The sequence below is a fragment of the Bacillus sp. CGMCC 1.60114 genome (assembly GCF_042676365.1).
Lineage (GTDB): Bacteria > Bacillota > Bacilli > Bacillales > Bacillaceae_G > Bacillus_A > Bacillus_A rhizoplanae_A.
Window position 1 is genome coordinate 38,932 of the sequence record NZ_JBHTHG010000028.1, and the last position, 19,741, is coordinate 58,672.

The 19,741-nt window shown below is 38.4% G+C and carries 32 protein-coding genes; 30 read left to right on the forward strand and 2 right to left on the reverse strand.

The window, feature by feature from the left end; translation table 11 throughout:
* Positions 1 to 23: 23 nt before the first annotated feature.
* From rplN to ACFQZ1_RS09465, 28 genes are all read left to right on the forward strand, one after another.
* Positions 24 to 392: a 50S ribosomal protein L14 gene (rplN, locus tag ACFQZ1_RS09330; RefSeq protein ID WP_035433708.1), complete on the forward strand. Its 369-nt coding sequence runs from the start codon at positions 24 to 26 to the stop codon at positions 390 to 392.
* Between the two features lie 38 nt (positions 393 to 430).
* Positions 431 to 742 carry a 50S ribosomal protein L24 gene (gene rplX, locus ACFQZ1_RS09335; RefSeq protein ID WP_377881838.1) on the forward strand — a complete coding sequence of 104 codons (312 nt, stop codon included), beginning with the start codon at positions 431 to 433 and terminating at the stop codon, positions 740 to 742.
* Between the two features lie 26 nt (positions 743 to 768).
* Positions 769 to 1,308, forward strand: a complete 540-nt coding sequence (rplE, locus tag ACFQZ1_RS09340; protein ID WP_020062301.1) for a 50S ribosomal protein L5 — start codon at positions 769 to 771, stop codon at positions 1,306 to 1,308.
* Positions 1,309 to 1,341: 33 nt separating this feature from the next.
* Positions 1,342 to 1,527, forward strand: coding sequence for a 30S ribosomal protein S14 (rpsN, locus tag ACFQZ1_RS09345; protein WP_020062302.1), 186 nt, complete (start codon positions 1,342 to 1,344; stop codon positions 1,525 to 1,527).
* A gap of 29 nt (positions 1,528 to 1,556) precedes the next feature.
* Positions 1,557 to 1,955 (forward strand): 30S ribosomal protein S8, encoded by a 399-nt coding sequence (rpsH, locus tag ACFQZ1_RS09350; RefSeq protein ID WP_020062303.1) that lies wholly within the window; start codon positions 1,557 to 1,559, stop codon positions 1,953 to 1,955.
* Positions 1,956 to 1,986: 31 nt separating this feature from the next.
* On the forward strand, positions 1,987 to 2,526 hold the full coding sequence (gene rplF / locus ACFQZ1_RS09355; RefSeq protein ID WP_377881839.1) for a 50S ribosomal protein L6: 540 nt from the start codon (positions 1,987 to 1,989) through the stop codon (positions 2,524 to 2,526).
* 31 nt (positions 2,527 to 2,557) lie between these two features.
* Entirely contained in the window at positions 2,558 to 2,920 is a 363-nt protein-coding gene (gene rplR / locus ACFQZ1_RS09360) for a 50S ribosomal protein L18 (protein ID WP_377881840.1), read from the forward strand.
* Positions 2,921 to 2,941: 21 nt separating this feature from the next.
* Positions 2,942 to 3,442 (forward strand): 30S ribosomal protein S5, encoded by a 501-nt coding sequence (gene rpsE / locus ACFQZ1_RS09365; protein ID WP_336484572.1) that lies wholly within the window; start codon positions 2,942 to 2,944, stop codon positions 3,440 to 3,442.
* 17 nt (positions 3,443 to 3,459) lie between these two features.
* Positions 3,460 to 3,642, forward strand: coding sequence for a 50S ribosomal protein L30 (gene rpmD / locus ACFQZ1_RS09370; protein WP_020062307.1), 183 nt, complete (start codon positions 3,460 to 3,462; stop codon positions 3,640 to 3,642).
* A 33-nt stretch (positions 3,643 to 3,675) separates the two neighbouring features.
* Positions 3,676 to 4,116, forward strand: a complete 441-nt coding sequence (gene rplO / locus ACFQZ1_RS09375) for a 50S ribosomal protein L15 (RefSeq protein WP_098310007.1) — start codon at positions 3,676 to 3,678, stop codon at positions 4,114 to 4,116.
* Complete coding sequence (gene secY, locus ACFQZ1_RS09380; RefSeq protein WP_377881841.1) at positions 4,116 to 5,414, forward strand: preprotein translocase subunit SecY; 1,299 nt, start codon at positions 4,116 to 4,118, stop codon at positions 5,412 to 5,414. Before rplO ends, secY begins: the two co-directional genes overlap by 1 nt.
* 53 nt (positions 5,415 to 5,467) lie before the next feature.
* Positions 5,468 to 6,118, forward strand: a complete 651-nt coding sequence (locus tag ACFQZ1_RS09385) for an adenylate kinase (RefSeq protein WP_098310009.1) — start codon at positions 5,468 to 5,470, stop codon at positions 6,116 to 6,118.
* Positions 6,118 to 6,864, forward strand: a complete 747-nt coding sequence (gene map, locus ACFQZ1_RS09390) for a type I methionyl aminopeptidase (RefSeq protein WP_377881842.1) — start codon at positions 6,118 to 6,120, stop codon at positions 6,862 to 6,864. The genes ACFQZ1_RS09385 and map overlap by 1 nt, the downstream gene beginning before the upstream one ends.
* Before the next feature lie 67 nt (positions 6,865 to 6,931).
* Entirely contained in the window at positions 6,932 to 7,150 is a 219-nt protein-coding gene (gene infA / locus ACFQZ1_RS09395; RefSeq protein WP_020062312.1) for a translation initiation factor IF-1, read from the forward strand.
* 35 nt (positions 7,151 to 7,185) lie between these two features.
* A complete protein-coding gene (rpmJ, locus tag ACFQZ1_RS09400) occupies positions 7,186 to 7,299 on the forward strand; it encodes a 50S ribosomal protein L36 (protein ID WP_000868344.1) in 114 nt (37 codons plus the stop codon).
* Positions 7,300 to 7,320: 21 nt separating this feature from the next.
* Complete coding sequence (rpsM, locus tag ACFQZ1_RS09405) at positions 7,321 to 7,686, forward strand: 30S ribosomal protein S13 (protein WP_035433696.1); 366 nt, start codon at positions 7,321 to 7,323, stop codon at positions 7,684 to 7,686.
* A gap of 24 nt (positions 7,687 to 7,710) precedes the next feature.
* The gene (rpsK, locus tag ACFQZ1_RS09410; RefSeq protein WP_154710865.1) at positions 7,711 to 8,100 is read left to right on the forward strand and encodes a 30S ribosomal protein S11; all 390 of its coding nucleotides are present in this window, start codon (positions 7,711 to 7,713) and stop codon (positions 8,098 to 8,100) included.
* 181 nt (positions 8,101 to 8,281) lie between these two features.
* Complete coding sequence (locus ACFQZ1_RS09415; protein ID WP_000569645.1) at positions 8,282 to 9,226, forward strand: DNA-directed RNA polymerase subunit alpha; 945 nt, start codon at positions 8,282 to 8,284, stop codon at positions 9,224 to 9,226.
* Between the two features lie 35 nt (positions 9,227 to 9,261).
* Positions 9,262 to 9,624 carry a 50S ribosomal protein L17 gene (rplQ, locus tag ACFQZ1_RS09420; protein WP_098310011.1) on the forward strand — a complete coding sequence of 121 codons (363 nt, stop codon included), beginning with the start codon at positions 9,262 to 9,264 and terminating at the stop codon, positions 9,622 to 9,624.
* Positions 9,625 to 9,888: 264 nt separating this feature from the next.
* Positions 9,889 to 10,731, forward strand: a complete 843-nt coding sequence (locus tag ACFQZ1_RS09425) for an energy-coupling factor ABC transporter ATP-binding protein (RefSeq protein WP_377881843.1) — start codon at positions 9,889 to 9,891, stop codon at positions 10,729 to 10,731.
* A complete protein-coding gene (locus ACFQZ1_RS09430; RefSeq protein ID WP_377881844.1) occupies positions 10,707 to 11,588 on the forward strand; it encodes an energy-coupling factor ABC transporter ATP-binding protein in 882 nt (293 codons plus the stop codon). The genes ACFQZ1_RS09425 and ACFQZ1_RS09430 overlap by 25 nt, the downstream gene beginning before the upstream one ends.
* Positions 11,576 to 12,370 carry an energy-coupling factor transporter transmembrane component T family protein gene (locus ACFQZ1_RS09435; RefSeq protein ID WP_377881845.1) on the forward strand — a complete coding sequence of 265 codons (795 nt, stop codon included), beginning with the start codon at positions 11,576 to 11,578 and terminating at the stop codon, positions 12,368 to 12,370. Before ACFQZ1_RS09430 ends, ACFQZ1_RS09435 begins: the two co-directional genes overlap by 13 nt.
* A gap of 14 nt (positions 12,371 to 12,384) precedes the next feature.
* Positions 12,385 to 13,128 carry a tRNA pseudouridine(38-40) synthase TruA gene (gene truA, locus ACFQZ1_RS09440; RefSeq protein WP_377881847.1) on the forward strand — a complete coding sequence of 248 codons (744 nt, stop codon included), beginning with the start codon at positions 12,385 to 12,387 and terminating at the stop codon, positions 13,126 to 13,128.
* Between the two features lie 156 nt (positions 13,129 to 13,284).
* Entirely contained in the window at positions 13,285 to 13,722 is a 438-nt protein-coding gene (gene rplM / locus ACFQZ1_RS09445; protein ID WP_336484580.1) for a 50S ribosomal protein L13, read from the forward strand.
* A 21-nt stretch (positions 13,723 to 13,743) separates the two neighbouring features.
* On the forward strand, positions 13,744 to 14,136 hold the full coding sequence (rpsI, locus tag ACFQZ1_RS09450) for a 30S ribosomal protein S9 (protein ID WP_020063209.1): 393 nt from the start codon (positions 13,744 to 13,746) through the stop codon (positions 14,134 to 14,136).
* A gap of 164 nt (positions 14,137 to 14,300) precedes the next feature.
* Positions 14,301 to 14,729 (forward strand): DUF2521 family protein, encoded by a 429-nt coding sequence (locus ACFQZ1_RS09455; protein WP_377881848.1) that lies wholly within the window; start codon positions 14,301 to 14,303, stop codon positions 14,727 to 14,729.
* A gap of 66 nt (positions 14,730 to 14,795) precedes the next feature.
* On the forward strand, positions 14,796 to 15,509 hold the full coding sequence (gene cwlD / locus ACFQZ1_RS09460) for an N-acetylmuramoyl-L-alanine amidase CwlD (protein ID WP_377881849.1): 714 nt from the start codon (positions 14,796 to 14,798) through the stop codon (positions 15,507 to 15,509).
* A gap of 151 nt (positions 15,510 to 15,660) precedes the next feature.
* Positions 15,661 to 16,722, forward strand: coding sequence for an Mrp/NBP35 family ATP-binding protein (locus tag ACFQZ1_RS09465; RefSeq protein WP_377881850.1), 1,062 nt, complete (start codon positions 15,661 to 15,663; stop codon positions 16,720 to 16,722).
* 15 nt (positions 16,723 to 16,737) lie between these two features.
* Here ACFQZ1_RS09465 and gerD read toward each other — a convergent pair whose 3' ends face one another.
* The gene (gerD, locus tag ACFQZ1_RS09470; protein ID WP_377881851.1) at positions 16,738 to 17,346 is read right to left on the reverse strand and encodes a spore germination lipoprotein GerD; all 609 of its coding nucleotides are present in this window, start codon (positions 17,344 to 17,346) and stop codon (positions 16,738 to 16,740) included.
* A gap of 135 nt (positions 17,347 to 17,481) precedes the next feature.
* On the opposite strand from gerD, the gene ACFQZ1_RS09475 reads away from it, so the two are divergent.
* Positions 17,482 to 18,084 carry a KinB-signaling pathway activation protein gene (locus ACFQZ1_RS09475; protein WP_377881853.1) on the forward strand — a complete coding sequence of 201 codons (603 nt, stop codon included), beginning with the start codon at positions 17,482 to 17,484 and terminating at the stop codon, positions 18,082 to 18,084.
* Between the two features lie 149 nt (positions 18,085 to 18,233).
* Here the strand turns inward: ACFQZ1_RS09475 and pdaB are convergent, their stop codons facing one another.
* Positions 18,234 to 18,998: a polysaccharide deacetylase family sporulation protein PdaB gene (pdaB, locus tag ACFQZ1_RS09480; protein WP_377881854.1), complete on the reverse strand. Its 765-nt coding sequence runs from the start codon at positions 18,996 to 18,998 to the stop codon at positions 18,234 to 18,236.
* Positions 18,999 to 19,271: 273 nt separating this feature from the next.
* Here pdaB and ACFQZ1_RS09485 point away from each other — a divergent pair, with 273 nt between their 5' ends.
* The gene (locus ACFQZ1_RS09485; protein WP_377881855.1) at positions 19,272 to 19,490 is read left to right on the forward strand and encodes a hypothetical protein; all 219 of its coding nucleotides are present in this window, start codon (positions 19,272 to 19,274) and stop codon (positions 19,488 to 19,490) included.
* Positions 19,491 to 19,741 lie beyond the last annotated feature (251 nt).

Below are 19,741 nucleotides of genomic sequence, written 5' to 3' on the forward strand. Positions count from 1 at the left end.
AGTCCGAAGGGAGGTTTCATAACATGATCCAACAAGAATCTCGTTTGAAAGTAGCTGACAACTCTGGCGCACGTGAACTTTTAACAATTAAAGTATTAGGCGGCTCTGGTCGTAAATACGCAAACATCGGTGATATTATCGTTGCTACGGTAAAACAAGCAACACCAGGTGGCGTTGTTAAAAAAGGTGACGTTGTTAAAGCAGTAGTAGTACGTACGAAGAGCGGTGCTCGTCGTCCAGACGGTTCTTATATCAAATTTGATGAAAACGCAGCGGTTATCATCAAAGACGATAAGAGCCCACGTGGTACTCGTATCTTCGGACCAGTAGCTCGTGAATTACGTGATAACAACTTCATGAAGATCGTTTCTTTAGCTCCAGAAGTTCTATAATTTAAGGTCTTGCCTTGCTAAGGAGGTGCAGAAGTAAGATGCATGTAAAAAAAGGTGATAAAGTACAGGTAATCAGTGGTAAAGACAAAGGAAAACAAGGTGTTATCCTTGCAGCTTTCCCAAAAGAAAACCGTGTTATCGTTGAGGGTGTTAACATCGTTAAGAAGCACTCTAAGCCATCTCAGTTAAATCCACAAGGTGGAATTATCACGAAAGAAGCAGCTATCCACGTATCTAATGTTATGCCATTAGATCCTAAAACAGGTGTACCTACTCGCGTAGGTTACAAAGTGGAAGATGGTAAAAAAGTTCGTGTTGCAAAAAAATCTGGTGAATTATTAGATAAATAAGTTCTATATGAAAGGAGGTCCCTTCATTGAATCGCCTTAAAGAGAAATTCCAAAAAGAAATTACTCCTGCTCTTATGAGCAAGTTTAACTATAAATCTGTAATGGAAGTACCGAAAATCGAAAAGATCGTAATCAACACTGGTGTTGGTGACGCGGTATCCAATTCTAAAGCATTAGACAGTGCTGTAGAAGAATTAACACAAATCGCAGGTCAAAAGCCTGTTGTAACTCGCGCTAAAAAATCTATCGCAGGTTTCCGTCTTCGTGAAGGTATGCCTATCGGTGCAAAGGTTACTTTACGCGGCGAGCAAATGTATGAGTTCTTCGACAAATTAGTATCAGTTTCTTTACCACGTGTACGTGATTTCCGTGGTGTTTCTAAGAAATCTTTCGATGGTCGTGGTAACTACACATTAGGTGTTAAAGAGCAATTAATTTTCCCTGAGATTGATTATGATAAAGTAAGTAAAGTTCGTGGTATGGACATCGTAATCGTTACTACAGCGAAAACTGATGAAGAAGCTCGTGAACTATTAACACAATTCGGTATGCCATTCCAAAAATAATGGAAGCCAACGCTAAGTAGAGGAGGCGAAAACGTGGCTAAAAAATCTATGATTGCGAAACAAAAGCGTACTCCTAAGTTTAAAGTGCAAGATTATACACGTTGCGAGCGCTGCGGTCGTCCGCATTCTGTATACCGCAAATTTAAACTTTGCCGTATTTGTTTCCGTGAACTTGCATATAAAGGTCAAATTCCTGGTGTTAAAAAAGCTAGTTGGTAATACCCACAAATGGGAAGGAGGTAAAACACATGGTGATGACAGATCCAATTGCAGATATGCTTACTCGCATCCGTAATGCGAACATGGTACGTCATGAGAAATTAGAAGTTCCTGCTTCTAAAATCAAAAAAGAAATCGCTGAAATCCTAAAACGTGAAGGTTTCATTCGTGATGTGGAATACATCGAGGATAACAAGCAAGGTATCCTTCGTATTTTCCTAAAATACGGTGTAAACAATGAGCGCGTAATCACTGGATTAAAGCGTATCAGTAAGCCTGGCTTACGCGTTTATGCAAAAGCTGATGAAGTACCACGTGTACTTAACGGATTAGGTATTGCACTTGTTTCTACATCTAAGGGCGTAATGACGGACAAAGATGCTCGTCAATTACAAACTGGTGGAGAAGTAGTAGCATACGTTTGGTAATATATATTTAAACGAACGGAGGTGTGACCACATGTCTCGTATTGGTAAAAAGATTCTTGAAATCCCTGCAGGTGTTACAGTTACAGTAGCAGAAAACAATACTGTAACTGTAAAAGGCCCTAAAGGTGAATTAACTCGTACTTTCAATGCTGATATGGTTATCAAAATTGAAGAAAATATCTTAACAGTAGAACGCCCTTCTGAACAGAAGGTACACCGTGCATTACACGGAACAACTCGTGCTCTTCTTGGAAACATGGTTGAAGGTGTAACAACAGGTTTCGCTCGCGGACTTGAATTAATCGGTGTTGGTTACCGTGCACAAAAACAAGGTGACAAACTTGTATTAAACGTAGGTTACTCTCACCCAGTTGAGATGACTCCAGAAGCTGGTCTTGAAGTTGAAGTTCCTGCTCCTACAAAGATCGTAATTAAAGGTATCGACAAGCAACGTGTTGGCGAATTCGCTGCTAACGTTCGCGCTGTACGTGCTCCAGAGCCATACAAAGGCAAAGGTATTCGTTACGAAGGCGAAGTTGTACGTCGTAAAGAAGGTAAAACTGCTAAGTAAACCCGTTAGGTGAAAGAAAGGAGTGACAAGAATGATCACTAAACCTGATAAAAATGCGGTTCGTAAGAAAAGACACGCACGTGTACGTGCAAAGCTTGCTGGTACTGCTGAGCGTCCACGTTTAAACGTGTTCCGTTCTAATCAACACATTTACGCTCAAGTAATTGATGATGTAAACGGTGTAACATTAGCAAGCGCGTCTACTCTTGATAAAGAACTTACTCTTAACGGTACAGGCAACACTGAAGCTGCTACTAAAGTTGGCGAATTAGTTGCTAAACGTGCTGTAGAGAAAGGCGTTAAAGAAGTAGTATTTGATCGCGGCGGTTACTTATACCATGGTCGTGTTAAAGCTTTAGCTGAAGCTGCTCGTGAGGCTGGCTTACAATTTTAATGGTCAAAGGAGGGAAAATAGATGCGTCGCATTGACCCAAGTAAATTTGAACTTGAAGAACGTGTAGTTACGATAAACCGTGTTGCGAAAGTTGTTAAGGGTGGTCGTCGTTTCCGCTTCGCTGCACTGGTTGTAGTTGGTGATAAAAACGGTCATGTTGGATTCGGTACTGGTAAAGCGCAAGAGGTACCAGATGCAATCCGCAAGGCTATCGAAGATGCTAAGAAAAACTTAATCGAAGTACCATTAGTTGGTACATCAATTCCACACGAAATTATCGGTCAATTTGGAGCGGGTGAAGTATTCTTAAAACCTGCTGCAGAAGGTACTGGAGTTATCGCTGGTGGTCCAGTTCGTGCGGTTCTTGAATTAGCTGGTGTACAAGATATTCTTTCTAAATCTCTTGGTTCTAACACACCAATTAACATGATCCGTGCTACTGTAAATGGATTAAAAGATCTTAAGCGTGCTGAAGATGTTGCAAAATTACGCGGTAAATCTGTAGAAGAGCTACTAGGTTAAGAAGGAGGGAAAACATAATGGCGAAAAAGTTAGAAATTACCCTCACTCGTAGTGTAATTGGTCGTCCACAAGATCAACGTGCGACTGTAGAAGCTTTAGGTCTTAAAAAGTTGAATTCAACTGTAGTTAAGGAAGAAACTCCTGCTATTCGCGGTATGATCAACAAAGTTTCTCACCTTGTAACTGTAAAAGAAGCTTAATGATAACTCATCAATATAAGGAGGTGCCTTGGAATGAAACTTCATGAATTACAACCTGCAGAAGGTTCTCGTAAAGTTCGTAACCGTGTAGGTCGTGGTATCGGTTCTGGTAATGGTAAAACTGCTGGAAAAGGTCATAAAGGACAAAACGCACGTTCTGGCGGCGGTGTTCGTCTTGGTTTTGAAGGTGGTCAAACTCCATTATTCCGTCGTTTACCAAAACGCGGCTTCACAAACATTAACCGTAAAGAGTTTGCTATCGTTAACTTAACAACGTTAAATCGTTTTGAAGACGGTACAGAAGTAACACCTGAATTATTGCTTGAGACTGGCGTTATCAGCAAATTAAATGACGGTGTTAAAATTCTTGCAAACGGTGCGGTAGAGAAAAAGCTTACTGTTAAAGCTCACAAGTTCTCTTCAACTGCAAAAGAAGCAATTGAAGCGGCTGGCGGAACAGTTGAGGTGATCTAATGTTTCGCACAATCTCCAACTTTATGCGCGTTGCTGAGATAAGAAAGAAAATATTATTCACTTTAGCGATGTTAATCGTGTTTCGGATTGGCACGTTCATCCCAGTGCCTCATACAAATGCAGATGTACTGAGAGCGCAAGACCAGTTGAATGTATTGGGTATTCTGAATACATTTGGCGGCGGAGCCTTGAAAAAATTCTCCATCTTTGCGATGGGAATCATGCCGTACATTACAGCATCCATCATCGTGCAATTATTGCAGATGGATGTTGTTCCTAAATTTACGGAATGGTCAAAACAAGGGGAAATGGGTCGTCGTAAGTTAAATCAGTTTACCCGCTACTTTACAATTGTTCTTGCTTTTATTCAAGCAATCGGTATGTCAATCGGTTTTAACGGTATGGCAGGTGGACAGTTAATTACGGATCCTAGCTGGTCAACATACTTATATATTGCTACGGTACTGACTGCCGGAACTGCATTTCTAATGTGGTTAGGTGAGCAGATTACGGCAAAGGGAGTAGGAAACGGTATTTCTATTATCATCTTTGCAGGTATTACCGCAGCGATCCCAAATACTATAAGTCAAGTGTATGCACAGCAGTTCCAAAATGCCGGAGATGACTTGTTCATTCGTATCGTAAGAGTTGGTTTAATTTTGTTAGCTGTGTTAGCAGTTGTAGTTGGTGTTATTTACATTCAACAGGCTGTTAGAAAGATCCCGATTCAATATGCGAAGCGCGTAACTGGAAATGGTGGTTATACTGGAGCACAAAACACTCATTTACCACTTAAGGTAAATAGTGCCGGTGTTATTCCAGTAATTTTTGCTGTTTCATTCTTGATTACGCCTCCGACTATTGCACAGTTTTTCCCGAAATATGAAATATCGCAGTGGATTATTAAGAACTTTAACTATACTCATCCAGTGGGTATGATCATATATGTTACACTAATTATTGCTTTTGCATATTTCTATGCATTTGTTCAAGTGAATCCTGAACAGATGGCTGAAAACTTAAATAAACAGGGTGGATATGTTCCTGGTATTCGTCCGGGTAAGAATACAGAACAATATCTAACAAAGATCTTGTATCGGTTGACCTTTGTAGGTGCAATTTTCTTAGCGGCAATTGCAATTCTACCTGTTTTATTTATTCAAGTTGCAAATCTGCCACAATCTGCACAGATTGGTGGAACGAGTTTGCTAATTGTTGTCGGTGTTGCTTTAGAGACAATGAAACAGCTCGAAAGTCAATTAGTGAAACGCCATTACAAAGGGTTTATCAAACAGTGAGTAAGTGGGAAGAGGCATCTTCCCTACATTCTCATTCATGAGGGGGAATACAGATGAACTTAATTCTAATGGGGCTTCCAGGTGCTGGTAAAGGCACACAAGCCGAAAAGATTGTTGCCAAGTATGACATCCCTCACATTTCAACAGGAGATATGTTCCGTGCTGCTATGAAAGATGAAACTGAACTTGGTTTACAAGCAAAGTCCTTTATTGATAAAGGAGCACTTGTACCAGATGAAGTTACAATCGGAATCGTGCGTGAGCGTTTAAGCCAAGAAGACTGCGTAAAAGGCTTCTTATTAGATGGTTTTCCACGAACAGTTGCACAAGCGTCAGCTCTTGAAGAAATCATGAAAGATCTTGGCAAAAAGATCAATTATGTTTTAAACATTAATGTGGATTCAGGATTGTTGTTAAAACGTTTAACAGGCCGTCGCATTTGTAAAGAGTGCGGTGCGACTTACCACTTAGAATTCAATCCGCCAGCAAAAGAGGGCGTATGTGATAAATGTGGTGGCGAGTTATATCAGCGTTCTGATGACAACGAAGAAACTGTAGCAAATCGTTTAGAAGTGAATATTAAGCAAACAAAGCCGTTGCTTGATTTCTACGAAGAGCTTGGTTACTTAAAAAGCATTAATGGTGAGCAAGATATCGATAAAGTATTTGCTGATGTCGATCTTCTCATCGGAGGCTTAGCGTAATGATTATTTGCAAAACTCCTCGCGAAATCGAGATTATGCGAGAAGCTGGCAAGATTGTTGCTTTAACTCATCAAGAGTTAAAAAAGCATATTGCCCCAGGAATTACAACGAAAGAGCTCGATCAAATAGCGGAAAAAACGATTCTAAAATATGGCGCTGTGCCATCTTTTAAAGGATACAACGGATTTCCGGGAAGCATTTGTGCTTCGGTAAACGAAGAGCTTGTACACGGGATTCCAGGAAAGCGCAAGCTCCAAGAAGGCGATATTATTAGTATCGATATTGGTGCGAAATATAATGGATACCATGGAGATTCTGCATGGACGTATCCAGTAGGAAACATTTCCGAATCTGTTCAAAAGCTACTTGATGTCACAGAAAAATCGTTGTATCTTGGTCTAGAACACGCAAAACCGGGCGAACGATTATCTAATGTTTCACATGCGATTCAAACGTATGTTGAAGATAATGGATTCTCGATCGTTAGGGAGTATGTCGGTCACGGAATCGGGCAAGACTTACATGAAGACCCACAAATCCCGCACTATGGTCCACCGAATCAAGGCCCTAGATTAAAACCGGGAATGGTCATTTGTGTTGAGCCGATGGTGAACCAAGGAAGACGATATGTAAAAACACTATCTGATGACTGGACAGTGGTAACGGTAGATGGTAAATGGTGTGCACATTTTGAGCACACGATTGCTCTTACAGAAGCAGGATACGAAATCCTTACCACTTTATAGGTAGCTGGCTCTCCGGAATTTCAGAACAGTGTAGAATGTTACTGATTTGAAGAAGGGAGAACATTGAATGGCTAAAGATGATGTAATTGAAGTCGAAGGTACCGTTATTGAAACGTTGCCAAATGCTATGTTCAAAGTAGAATTAGAGAATGGGCATGTTGTATTGGCTCACGTTTCTGGTAAAATCCGTATGAACTTCATTCGTATTTTACCAGGAGATAAAGTTACGGTAGAATTATCTCCGTACGATTTAAATCGTGGTCGTATCACGTACCGCTTTAAATAATATAGCACTCCGTAATCTTTAAGGAGGTTCGAGACATGAAAGTAAGACCGTCAGTTAAGCCGATCTGCGAAAAATGTAAAGTTATTCGTAGACGTGGAAAAGTAATGGTTATTTGTGAAAACCCTAAACATAAACAAAAACAAGGTTAATCAGAAGGAGGTGCATTCGGAATGGCACGTATCGCAGGTGTAGATATTCCTCGTGACAAACGCGTTGTTATTTCTTTAACTTACGTATTCGGCATTGGTCGCACAACTGCTGAAAAAATTCTTGCTGAAGCTGGTGTTTCTGAAGAAACACGAGTTCGCGATTTAACTGAAGACGAATTAGGACGTATCCGTGATATCGTCGATCGTATCAAAGTTGAAGGAGACCTTCGTCGTGAAGTTTCTCTTAACATTAAACGTCTAATGGAGATCGGTTCTTACCGTGGTCTTCGTCACCGTCGTGGTTTACCAGTTCGTGGTCAAAACTCTAAAAACAATGCTCGTACACGTAAAGGTCCACGTCGTACAGTAGCAAATAAAAAGAAATAATAAGTAAAGGAGGTTGAACTAACAATGGCACGTAAAACAAACACTCGTAAAAAACGTGTGAAAAAGAATATTGAAGCTGGTATCGCTCATATTCGTTCTACTTTCAACAACACAATCGTAACTCTTACAGATACTCATGGTAACGCGCTTTCTTGGTCTAGTGCTGGTGCACTTGGTTTCCGTGGGTCTCGTAAATCTACTCCATTCGCTGCACAAATGGCTGCTGAAACTGCTGCTAAAGTTGCAATGGAGCATGGTTTAAAAACTTTAGAGGTTACTGTAAAAGGTCCTGGTGCTGGTCGTGAGGCTGCAATTCGTGCGCTTCAAGCTGCAGGTCTAGAAGTAACAGCAATTAAAGATGTTACTCCAGTACCTCATAATGGATGTCGTCCGCCAAAACGTCGTCGTGTATAATTTTTCTGTATAGATTTTTCCCTATTGTCTATAATGGATATGATGCATTATCGAGAAATTTCGTACAGAAACATCGCTTGTTGTGCACAATCGGGAACTGCCTAAGGGGGACTTTCGGTTAGATAGAGGTGATTTCCTATGTCTAACCGAGGTTTCGACGTTTTGAAGGAGGGTTTAATAAATGATTGAAATTGAAAAACCAAAAATCGAAACGGTTGAGCTTAACGAAGATGCTAAGTATGGTAAATTCGTTATTGAACCGCTTGAGCGTGGATATGGTACTACTTTGGGTAACTCCTTACGTCGTATCCTTTTATCCTCACTCCCTGGTGCCGCTGTTACTGCCATCCAAATCGATGGCGTATTACATGAATTTTCGACAGTTGAGGGTGTAGTAGAAGACGTTACAACGATCATCTTAAACTTGAAAAAGTTAGCTCTCAAAATCTACTCTGAAGAAGAGAAGACGCTCGAAATTGATGTACAGGGCGAAGGTATTGTCACAGCTGCTGATATTACTCATGATAGTGATGTTGAAATCTTAAATCCAGATTTATACATTGCAACGTTAGCAAAGGATGCGCATTTCCGCGTGCGTTTAACTGCAAAGCGTGGCCGTGGGTATACGCCAGCTGATGCAAATAAGAGCGAGGATCAACCAATAGGTGTAATTCCTATTGATTCTATTTATACTCCAGTATCACGTGTGACTTACCAAGTGGAAAAGACACGTGTTGGACAAGTGGCAAATTATGATAAGCTTACGCTTGATGTATGGACGGATGGAAGCATCGGGCCAAAAGAAGCTATCTCTTTAGGTGCCAAAATCTTAACAGAGCATTTAAACATCTTTGTTGGTTTAACTGACGAAGCGCAAAATGCTGAGATTATGGTCGAAAAGGAAGAAGATCAAAAAGAAAAAGTTCTAGAAATGACAATTGAAGAACTTGATCTTTCTGTTCGTTCTTATAATTGCTTAAAACGTGCAGGTATTAACACTGTACAAGAGCTTGCGAACAAAACAGAAGAAGATATGATGAAAGTTCGTAACTTAGGACGTAAATCCTTAGAAGAAGTTAAGCATAAGCTAGAAGAACTAGGTTTAGGCTTACGTAAAGACGACTGAGGATTTAAACTCATCAACAAAGGAGGGAACTACGAATGGCATACAGAAAATTAGGCCGTACAAGTGCGCAACGTAAAGCTATGTTACGTGACTTAGCTACTGATTTAATTATCAACGAGCGCATCCAAACGACAGAAACTCGTGCAAAAGAACTTCGTTCTGTAGTGGAAAAAATGATCACTTTAGGTAAACGCGGAGATCTTCATGCTCGTCGTCAAGCAGCTTCTTACATTCGTAATGAAGTTGCTAATGCTGAGACTGGTCAAGATGCATTACAAAAATTATTCGCTGATGTAGCTCCACGCTATGCTGAGCGTCAAGGCGGATACACTCGTATTGCAAAAATTGGTCCACGTCGCGGTGACGCTGCACCAATGGTAATTATCGAGTTAGTATAATGACAAGCAAAAGGGCAGGACAGTACTTTTTAAGTAACTGGTCATGGCCCTTTTTTTTTAAGTATAGAAGAAAACACTTATCCTGCCATTCGCAGGCAGTAAGACTCCCACCTCAAGATTCAGAGAGAAACGGGGAAGCTAGGTAGGAGATACCTGCCGGCATGTGCCTAATTGGTGAGAGCTTTCTATCAATGGGAGATGAAAGAACCTTACTGATGGAAGTTTCACTTTATTTGGTTGAATAATGTAAGAGGGGGCCCGCGAGTGAAAAAAGAGAAGCTTCGTGCTGAGAACATATCATTTCAATATCCTCAAGCTGCTTCTTATGCTCTGCGTGACGTTTCGTTCTCCTTATATGAAGGAGAATGGGTATCTGTTATTGGACAAAATGGGTCAGGAAAATCCACGCTTGCAAAGTTATTAAATGGTTTGTTTTTACCATCAGCTGGAACAATTACTGTAAATGAAACTCTTGTTCTATCTGAAGAAACTGTCTGGGATATTCGGAAACAGATTGGAATGGTCTTTCAAAATCCAGATAATCAATTTGTTGGAACAACTGTACAGGATGATGTTGTCTTTGGACTTGAAAATATCGGAATGCCCAGGGAGCTGATGATAGAGCGTATGAAGCATGCTTTGGAGCTCGTTCGAATGGAAGAGTTTCAAAATGAAGAACCTCACTATTTATCAGGTGGGCAAAAGCAACGCGTTGCAATTGCGGGCGTATTGGCACTTCAGCCGTCTATTTTAGTATTAGATGAAGCAACATCTATGCTTGACCCACAAGGCCGTAGAGAAGTAGTAGAAACAGTCAGAGATCTTGTTCGTACGAAAGGGATTACAGTTCTTTCGATTACTCATGATTTAGAGGAAGCTGCGCAATCAGATCGTATTGTTATTTTAAATCGCGGAGAAATATTAGAAGAAGGAACGCCCGAGCATATTTTTAGGTCATCTAAAATGCTGAAAGAAATCGGCTTAGACGTGCCATTTTCTGTGAAAATGGCAGAATTATTGAAAAGTAATGAAATTCCTTTACAATCAATGCATCTTACAATGGAAAGTTTGGTGAGCGAACTTTGGAGATTACATTCCAAAAAGTAGAGCATCGTTATCAATATAAAACCCCATTTGAAAAACGGGCCCTTTATGATATAGATATTGCGTTTCCTAGTGGCGGATATTATGCGATTATCGGTCATACGGGTTCGGGTAAGTCAACGATGATCCAACATTTAAATGGTTTATTACAACCAACGAGTGGAACTGTTCGCATTGGAGAGTATACAATATCTTCTCAAAAGAAAGTAAAAAAATTAAAACCTCTTCGAAAAAAAGTTGGGGTTGTTTTTCAATTTCCAGAACATCAGTTATTTGAGGAAACGGTGGAAAAAGATATTTGTTTCGGTCCTTTAAATTTTGGTGTGTCTGAGCATGAGGCGAAACAAAAAGCAAAAGATGCTATTCGATTGGTTGGGTTATCAGAAGAACTATTAGAACGATCTCCGTTTGAATTAAGCGGAGGACAAATGAGACGTGTTGCTATAGCTGGTGTATTAGCGATGGAGCCTGAGGTATTAGTATTAGATGAGCCAACAGCAGGACTTGATCCAAAGGGCCAAAATGAGCTTATGGAGATGTTTTATGATCTTCACAAGCAAAATAATCTTACGGTGATTCTTGTGACACATAATATGGAGGATGCTGCAAAATATGCAGACAACATTGTTGTCATGCATAAAGGAACGGTCTTTTTGCAAGGAACATCAGAAGAAGTCTTTATGCATGCAGAAGAACTTGAACAAATTGGTGTGTCTCTTCCAATGTCGCTGAAATATAAGCGGGAAATTGAGGAGAAATTAGGCATTTCTATACCGAAAGCCACCTTGTCTTTAGAAGATTTAGCAGATGAAGTCATACAACTGTTTAGAAAAGGTGGGGATTCATCATGCAGCAGTTAATTATCGGAAGATATATTCCAGGAGAATCTGCTATTCATAGAATGGATCCTCGTGCAAAACTGTTAATTGTTTTTTTATATGTATTTGTTGTTTTTTTAGCAAATAATGCAATTTCATATAGCTTGCTATTTTTGTATGCACTCATTGCTTTGTTTTTTGCAAAAGTGCCGATTCGTTATATTCTGTCTGGCTTAAAGCCTATTTTATGGATTTTTTTATTCACGTTCTTTCTGCATATTTTTACAACAAAAGAAGGTACTGTACTCTTTCAATTTGGATGGTTTTCTATATATGAGAAAGGGCTGGAGCAAGGGATTTATATTTCGATTCGTTTTTTAGTTATTATTTTAATGACCACTCTACTAACATTAACAACAACACCAATTGAAATTACAGATGGCATGGAGACATTGCTGCATCCTTTAAAACGTATAAAAGTTCCTGTTCATGAAATTGCACTTATGATGTCTATTTCGTTGCGCTTTATTCCGACTTTGATGGATGAAACGAGTAAAATTATGAAAGCACAAGCTTCTCGTGGCATAGACTTTGCAGGTGGTCCAATGAAAGATAGATTGAAAGCAATTATCTCATTACTTGTACCTCTATTTATTAGTGCGTTTAAACGTGCAGAAGACTTAGCAATTGCTATGGAAGCAAGGGGTTATCAAAGTAATGGATACCGTACAAAATTCCGGCAATTAGAATGGAAATGGCTGGATACATTAACACTCTTGAGTCTATGTGGTTTAGCTTGTATTTTAATTTTAGTTCGATCGTAATGGAGAGTATAAATATGGAAAGAATAAAATGCACAGTCGCGTATGATGGAATTAATTTTTGCGGATACCAAATTCAACCCAATCAGCGTACTGTTCAACAAGAAATAGAGAAAGCATTGCAAAAGTTGCATAAAGGAGAGCCTGTTCGTGTACAAGCGTCAGGAAGAACAGATTCCACTGTCCATGCCAAAGGCCAAGTCATTCATTTTGATACACCGTTATCATTAACAGGAGAGCAATGGATGGCAGCTTTAAATACAATGCTTCCAGATGATATTGTTGTGCAGCAGGCTGAGAAAAAAACTTTAGACTTTCATGCACGATACGGTGTTGTAAAAAAAGAATATCGCTATCGTGTATTGTTATCTAAAAAAGCAGATGTATTTCGTAGACATTATGTATATCAATATCCATATGCAGTACAAATAGAATCCATTCAGAAAGCGATTCCTTATTTTATTGGAACGCATGATTTTACTTCATTTTGTTCGGCAAAAACTGATAAAAAGGATAAAGTGCGAACAATCTATGAAATAGATTTAATAGAACAAGGTGATGAGCTAATCTTTCGCTTTGTTGGAAATGGTTTTTTATATAACATGGTTCGAATTATTGTCGGTACGCTGCTTAGCGTCGGTCAAGGAAAAATTTTTCCTGAAAGTATTCCAGATATTTTAAAAAAACAAGACCGCCGTTTTGCTGGGAAGATGGTACCGGGGCAAGGCCTGTATTTATGGGAGGTAAACTATAACAACTAATCCTGGTGTAACATTTGCTTGACATTAGAAACTCAAAAGGATATCATAACATATGGTATTGTTTCTAAAACCGCGATTAGCCCCGGAAGGAAATCGTGTTTAAGATAAACAATAGAATTTTTTCTATGGAAAAGATATTGAGTAGGAGGGAAACAAATGCGTACGACTTTTATGGCAAAAGCTAACGAAGTTGAGCGTAAATGGTATGTGGTTGATGCTGAAGGTAAAACTTTAGGTCGCCTTGCTACTGAAGTAGCATCCATTTTACGTGGTAAAAACAAACCAACATTTACACCACATATTGATACTGGTGATCATGTAATTATTATTAACGCTGAGAAAGTTCACTTAACAGGTAATAAATTAAACGATAAAATTTACTACCGTCACACAAATCACCCAGGTGGACTTAAACAAAGAACAGCTCTAGAAATGCGTACAAACTACCCTGTACAAATGTTAGAGCTTGCTATTAAAGGCATGCTTCCAAAAGGACGTTTAGGACGTCAAATGTCTAAAAAATTAAATGTGTATGCTGGATCTGAGCATCCACACCAAGCACAAAAACCAGAAGTTTACGAACTTCGCGGATAATTAATTAAAGGAGGGCTTACTTTGGCACAGGTACAATACAATGGTACTGGACGTCGTAAGAGTTCAGTAGCACGCGTACGCCTAGTTCCAGGCGAAGGACGCGTTATCATTAACGGTCGTGATTTTGAAAACTATATCCCATTTGCTGCATTACGTGAAGTAGTGAAACAACCTCTAGTTGCAACAGAAACTTTAGGTAACTACGATGTACTTGTAAATGTACATGGCGGTGGATACACTGGTCAAGCTGGTGCTATTCGTCACGGTATTTCTCGCGCTTTATTAAAAGCTGATCCAGAATACCGTTTAACATTAAAACGTGCAGGTCTATTAACTCGTGACGCACGTATGAAAGAGCGTAAAAAATACGGTCTTAAAGGTGCTCGTCGTGCACCTCAGTTCTCAAAACGTTAATTTTTGCGAACTTCAAACCTCAGCCTTTGGGCTGGGGTTTTTTTATGTTCTTAAACATCTTCTGTTAGCATCTCCTTCTTTGGAATATTTTAGTGCTGTCTTCTTGTGTATGCTTCCTACTGAGAAGTTTAGACTAATACGTACATAGGGAGGTTTTAAGTACTATGAATGTTATTGTAAGCCTGAAAGAAAAACAAAGAGAAAAGCAGCTGAAGTATGAACGTAAAATACTGCGTGAATTATCATTACAAAAACTCAGAGAAAATATTCGTGATTGCTTTTGTATGGATACATTCCATCGTCATTATGAAGATTATTGTATAGAGTTAGGTATTGAATCCTATTTATTAGGAGCTAGGTACAGTAAGTTTGGTTATCATGGAGAATCTCTTTTAGATGTGAAAAGCAGATCGTCTCATGAAGAAATTCAATTAACAGAAATGCTATTTCATTTTTTGACAAGTGTTCCTTTGCATTCCATAGAAGAAAACGAAGATGAACAGTTATATCAATTATGCCAACATTTTATTAGCGCATGGTGGCAACAAGGATATGAAAAAGGTGAGAGAAGATATCGCATGAAGCTGCATTAAGAAAATCATAAACTTTCCTCTTGTCCCATATAAGTAAGTAGAGGGACTAGCTAGAGGGGGAAAGGTATGAAAAGAATTCGGATTATTTCTTTTATGTTAGCAGCGGTTGCACTCTTTTTCTTGGTGAAGCAGGATTTTCAAATTACAAAATCATGGAGAGCATGGAACTTGCCTTTGTCTGGAAAAATTATTGTGCTAGACGCTGGTCATGGTGGCCCAGATGGAGGAGCAGTCGGTGGAGAAGATATTGTGGAAAAGGATATTACATTGGAAATTACAAAAAAAGTGCGAGATTATTTACAAGAACAAGGGGCACTCGTGATTTTAACACGCAATGGAGATTATGATTTGGCAGACAAAAGCACCAAGGGATATAGGCGCCGCAAAGCAGAGGACTTAAAAAAACGTGTTGAGATTATTAATAAGTCTGATATTGACTTTTTTGTTAGTGTGCACTTGAATGCTCTTCCAAGTGGCGATTCGAAAGGAGCACAAACATTTTATTATCGTTCTTTAGTAGAAAATGAGCGGGCAGCAAAATTTATTCAAGCTGAACTACGAACAAGTCTTGAGAATACGAAACGTTCTGCAAAAACAATTTCTCACGTTTATTTATTGAAGCATGCGAAAACACCGGGTGTGTTAGTTGAAGCTGGCTTTTTATCTAATGTAAACGAAAGATATTTATTAAATTCAGAGAAATATCAGCAAAAAGTTGCTGCTGCTATATATCGCGGGGTTTTGCGATATTTTACTGAGAAAGGCAACCCTCCTAATTAAGGAGGGTTCTTCTTTGTAACGGAGTTTTCCGAAAATATGCTATACTTACAATGAAAACGCATTTATTTTGTTTGGATGAGCAATTACATGCTCGTAAGAACTTAATTGAAACTATTGTGTCTTATTTTTATAACAGGGGGCGGGACAGATTATGGTAACGAAAGAACAAGTAGTGGGAGCACTTGATGGGATTGTAGATCCGTTTCTAAATAAAACATTAAAAGAGACTAATGCTATTAAAGAAGTCACTGTGAAACCAGAAAAAGAACATGTGAGTATTAAAATTGCGATTGTGAAGACAGGAACGGCCGAACAAATGCAGCTACAAGGAACAATTGTGAAATTAGTGAAAGAACTAGGAGCAGCAACAGTTGGTTTACGCTTTACAGAATTTACGGAAGAAGAACGCATACAATTTGCTCCGCAAGAAGAGCAGGGTGAATCTTTATTATCGCCGCATTCAAAAACAACTTTCCTAGCAGTAGCAAGTGGAAAAGGTGGAGTTGGAAAATCGACGGTTTCTGTAAACTTAGCGATTTCTCTTGCTAGATTAGGGAAAAAGGTTGGAATCGTTGATGCTGATATATACGGATTTAGTGTACCGGATATGATGGGGATTGAAAAACGTCCTATTGTAAGAGGGGATAAAATTATTCCAGTGGAGCGTTTTGGTGTGAAAGTTATTTCTATGGGATTTTTTGTAGAAGACAATGCGCCTGTTATTTGGAGAGGACCAATGCTTGGGAAAATGTTAAATCATTTCTTTACAGAAGTAGAGTGGGGTGATTTAGACTATCTAGTATTGGACTTACCTCCTGGCACAGGTGATGTAGCGTTGGATGTACATTCTATGCTTCCGGCTTGTAAGGAAATTGTTGTGACAACACCTCATCCGACAGCAGCTTTTGTAGCCGCTAGAGCTGGTGCGATGGCACTGCGCACAGAGCATGAGATTATTGGTGTTGTGGAAAATATGTCTTATTTCGAAAGTAAAGTAACTGGTGAAAAAGAATATGTTTTTGGAAAAGGTGGAGGAGAAAAGCTAGCAGAAGAGCTTCGTACAGTAGTACTTGGCCAAATTCCTCTCCAGCAGCCCGATTGGAATGCAGAAGAATTTGCTCCATCTGTATATGATGAGGACCATAGCATTGGAGTAATCTATAAACAAATTGCTAAGCAAGTAATTGAGAGAGCAGCGATTGAACAAAAATAACCCTCAGTACGAGGGTTATTTTTGTTCTTTTTTTCCTTCTTCTGACCCGCCTTCTTTTTTCTGCTCACTGCCACTTTTCTGAGCCTTTTCAACACCTTTACTAATAATATCGATCATTTTTGCCTGGAATAGGGGGCTTTCGGCAGTTTCAGTTAAGACTTGTTGTAAATATTGACGATACTCTTTGCTTTTCATTGTTTGCATCATGATCTTCCCAACTTCTGGGTTTTTCATAATTTCTATAACACCTGCTTGATACTCAGGATCTTTTAATAATGTTTTCATTAAACTTGTTTGTTCTTTTTCCATGCTTTTTGCAAACTTAGCAGCAAACTCAGGATCTTTGAATACTTTTTCCCAAAATTGTTGCCCTTTCTCTGATAACATAGTATCTTCAATTGTTTTTTTTACTACAGTTTCATCTAAAATAAGAGCTTGTTTCATTTTTTCATCGGTTAGTACATCTTGGATTGCTTTTTTGCCTTGATCCGTTTTTAAAATATCAATAATCATTTTTTTTGTTTGATCATAGTCTAAATTGGATTTTGCTTCTTTTTCTTGTGCACATGCAACTATTCCGATAAAAAGGATGAAAGAGACCAAAATGAGCAGATTCCGTTTCATCAGCCGGGGCTCCTTTCACATATTTCTCTTTTTAATATAAATATCTTGAAGGAATTTATACATATTGATGGCTAGCTTTTTGAAAATGACATTGTTACAATTTAATTAGAAATATATATATTGGGGGATATGTATGTGAATAGCCGAAAATGGGTACGACTTTTTTGGACGACGTTGGTTCTTGGGGGAAGCAGTACAATTTTTATCGGTTTTATTTTAGAGTGGGACAAGTACGATAAATTTTTTCAAAATTTCGACGGAAAAGAAATTTTAATAATTTCTTTTTGGTTGCTTGGGGTAGGGTTTATTTTTAGTGTCATTAGTCAAATGGGTTTCTTTGCGTATTTAACAATTCATCGATTTGGACTAGGGATGTTTCGCTCCCCATCTCTTTGGAATGCAATACAAATTTTCTTAATTGCATTTGTATTATTTGATTTTGTCTACTTGCGTTCTGTATTGATTGCAAATGGAAATGCATCACTTGGTGTGAATATTTTTGTTGCTGGGGCTCTGTTTGTATTTGGAGCAATTGTTGCTTACATAAAAAGTAAAGAGACGAATAAGAAAGCTTTTGTCCCGGCTTTATTCTTTATGATTGTTGTGACCGTTATTGAATGGGTTCCAGCGCTGCGGATCAATGATACAAACTGGCTATACTTAATGGTTGTTCCTTTGTTACTGTGTAATGCATATCAGGTCCTAATGTTACATCGTTTAATAGGACAAAAAAGCTGATTCCTATATCGGAATCAGCTTTTTTTATCTTTCATTAACGAGCGGTAGGATCCTTAACTTTGAGATTCAGAGAAAATCGATAGGTAGAAGATAAAGAAAACTCTCACTGATAGCAGTTTCACTTTATTTAGTGAGTAGTAGGTACAAGTTCAATCTATGTCTTTGCTTTTAGCCTTTGTATTAGAGAGGAGCTGAGAGACAGGGATGTTTTCCAATCCTTCCGTTTTTAATTTTTGAAGCAGCAATGGTAATGCTTGATTTGTTTGTAGTGCTGAGTCAGAAGCGTGAAGTAGAATTATGTCCCCCTCGCGTAGATTTTCTGAGACGGTTGTAACAATTTTATTAACTCCAGGATTTTTCCAGTCGTTAGAATTATTACTCCAGTGTACAACTGTATACCCTAGAGAATCCGCGATTTTCAATACCGTTTTATTAAAGTTACCATTAGGAGGACGTAGGAGTTGAACTTGTTTCACTTGAAGTTTTGTAAATACATCCTGTGCTTTTAAGAGGTCCCTTCGGATTTCGTTTGCTTCTAATGAAGTGTAGTCTTTGTAATTGTATCCCATACTTCCGATTTCATGACCATCTTTTATTATACGCTCTACAATATCAGGATGGCGTTCTGCCCATGCTGCCGAAAGAAAGAATGTGGCGTTTGTAATCTTTTTTTCTTTTAATGTATCTAGTATAGGTAATGCTTTCTCATCCCCCCAACTAATATCGAATGTTAGAGCAACTTGTTTTTTTGTTGTGTCTCCTTTGTAAATTGCCTTTGGACCAGTGGTTGTTGAAAAAACTGATTGATGAGAATATGTTTTTAAAAAGAGCAGCCATGCTGTAAAAAGGGAAAGCACAATAATAAGACTAATTTGTTTAAACTTATGTTTACTTGTTATAAAGAAGAAGAACATCGTTTCTCCGCCCCTTTGTCCAATCCTTTTCAGTTACTTATATGCAGAAGAAGAAGAAAAGAGAACTAAACGATTAACATCATAAGAAAAGGATATACTGAACGATAATGATTTATATCATTTCTCTTGTCTTGATATTTAGAAAAATGGATTGATGAGATAAGAGTATGAAGTAGAGCGAGATACTTGATTCCAAGTATAAAAAATAACTTTAGTTAACTTTATATATATTATGAATGTGGTATGTAGATAAGAAACAGCTGAGGTGACAGAATGATTGGGTTATTGATTTCGGTGCAGGAACAAAAAGAATTAGAATATGTATTAAAAAGAGAGTTAGATGAATTGTTATTTGATTTTGCGGATAAGAGAATTCATCATATTGTTAAAAAAACGATGGAAGAGCGATATAAATTGTTATTTACTTTATTTACAAGAATTGCTCCCCCGGAAGATTGTACAAGGTATATGAGAAAAAGAATTTTTTATTAAAAAGTATTGACGATATAGTTTTATATATGATAAATTAATATTCGTCGCTGATGAACGAATTCATCAAGCGGAAAAAGAAATAAAAAACATTGTTGACATTGAATAGATGAGATGTTAACATAAGGAAGTCGCAATTGAGCGACGGATAAGTTCTTTGAAAACTGAACGAAACAAACAACGTGAAACGTCAATTTTTATTTATGATGCTAGACAAACTTTATTGGAGAGTTTGATCCTGGCTCAGGATGAAC